The following is a 1,799-nucleotide window of genomic DNA, read 5'->3' on the forward strand; positions in this document are numbered from 1 at the left end:
TCTCCTGGCCTATGGACTTGTGGATAAGCCATTCTGAGAGTAAGGTGAATGAACTAACAAACCGGGAATAGCTCTTATTTTTCCTGAATTTTGTTCCAGATCCCCGGACCTAGCTAAATAGGATCATGGAAGACTTGGCTAATTAAATCTGGGCAGGAATTTGTTGCCCCTCCGCCCCCAGCTTATAATTCCCCTGAGTGGCATAAACAAATAGCTTTAGTGCTGCATGCTTTAAAACATATTAGTCCTGAGCAAATAAACCAAGTTATTTTTTGGGCTGGGAATCCAAGTACGGTAACGCCACCGGGTATTTGGCTGATTTTTGCCAATGATTATATGAATCTCCATCAGATTGAACTAGAAAAAGCCCTCTATGTGCGTTCAATCCTTGCCATGGGTATTGCAGATAGCGTAATCGCGGTATTCAACTCAAAATATACTTATTGGGTAAAAAGACCCTTTATGCGGGAACCATCTATTCATACCATAATGCCAACCCCCAATCATCCTAGTTACCCGGCAGGGCATTCAACTCTTTCAGCTACTGCGGAAACCCTTTTAAGTTATTTTTTTCCCGAAAATAGTGCTAAGTGGAAAAATTTGGCATCGATAGCCAGTGAAGGGCGTGTTTGGGGAGGGATACATTTCCCTATTGATGTCGAGCAAGGGGGCCTATTAGGTGACAAAGTAGGTGAGGCTATTATCAGTCAGTTACCCTACTTACCCGAAGAATAATGCCTCATTTTAGCATTCAACATAAATTATTATTAAGCTTCCTTGGAATAGCCCTGCTATCTGTACCGCTTAATATTTATCTAATGGTTAATTTTAATAAAATCACCAATCATTTCTTAACAGTTACTGATGCGCAATCAAAAAGTTTGCACGCTTTATCGGAAATGAAAAATACCTCGCTACATGTGAGTTTGATCACCAGCAATTTTAATTATGATGTGGAACAGACTAAAAGTAATGCTCATACTCCCACCAAATTAGGGGCAACAAAAGATCAGCTTTTAGCTTATCTTGAAGAAATAGGAGAATGGCAAAAGATATATCAGCAGAGCTTGATCCCAACAGAACACACAGAATTTATCCTGCGACAGTTAACTAAATTAAGGGAAAACGACCTATTAAAAGCCTTGGAGGTCTTTTCGGCGAAAGAGGAAAAAAATACCCCCAATGAGCAGCTTATAAAAAAGATATCCGCTCTTGAAGAATCTCAAATCCGATTAGAAAAGTTCATTGGTCAGACCATTAATAGCGAGAGAGAGCGATGGGATTTAATTAAAGATAATGCCGATCGAGATTGGTTATTATTAAAGCGAATTGCCCTAATGATTAATATCTTTATTTTAATTTTGGCTTGTGTCCTGGGGTATTTTTTAAGCCATTGGATTGCAAATCCGATTATTTCCCTTAGGAACTTTACGCATAAAATCGACTCCAATAATTTAAGCGAACGCTCCCCTATTGATACGAAAGATGAAATAGGCGAATTAGCAATGAGCATTAATTTAATGTTGGAAAATCTATTACAAGCTAAAACACAAATTATTGAGTCCTCAAGATTAGCGGGTATTGCGGAGGTGGCGACGAGTATAATCCATAACATTGGCAATTTACTAAACAGTGTTAATACCTCGGTTACTTTGGCCACAGAGGCTTGTAATCAATCCAAGGTGATATAGGCGCGGATTTTTAGACGAAAAAAAGGTATTTTTAAGAGCTATTCTTCTAATATAAGAGGGGAATAGAATGACCAAAAAGCGAAATTATTACACTGCATCAAAAAAATC

2 protein-coding genes are annotated in these 1,799 nt (G+C 38.4%); both read left to right on the top strand.

Features of this window, described 5'->3' with window-relative positions; all coding sequences use genetic code 11:
- Window positions 1–219 precede the first annotated feature (219 nt).
- On the top strand, window positions 220–735 hold the full coding sequence (locus tag ELY15_RS15540) for a vanadium-dependent haloperoxidase (RefSeq protein WP_127101636.1): 516 nt from the start codon (window positions 220–222) through the stop codon (window positions 733–735).
- Window positions 735–1,691 carry a methyl-accepting chemotaxis protein gene (locus ELY15_RS15545; RefSeq protein WP_127101638.1) on the top strand — a complete coding sequence of 319 codons (957 nt, stop codon included), beginning with the start codon at window positions 735–737 and terminating at the stop codon, window positions 1,689–1,691. Before ELY15_RS15540 ends, ELY15_RS15545 begins: the two co-directional genes overlap by 1 nt.
- Window positions 1,692–1,799: the final 108 nt, after the last annotated feature.

This window comes from Legionella sp. km772 (assembly GCF_003989735.1).
Classification (GTDB): Bacteria; Pseudomonadota; Gammaproteobacteria; order Legionellales; family Legionellaceae; genus Legionella.

Excerpts from the sequence above, each read along its gene's own strand:
- ELY15_RS15545 (WP_127101638.1), top strand. The coding sequence starts at position 735 with ATGCCTCATTTTAGCATTCAACATAAATTATTATTAAGCTTCCTTGGA.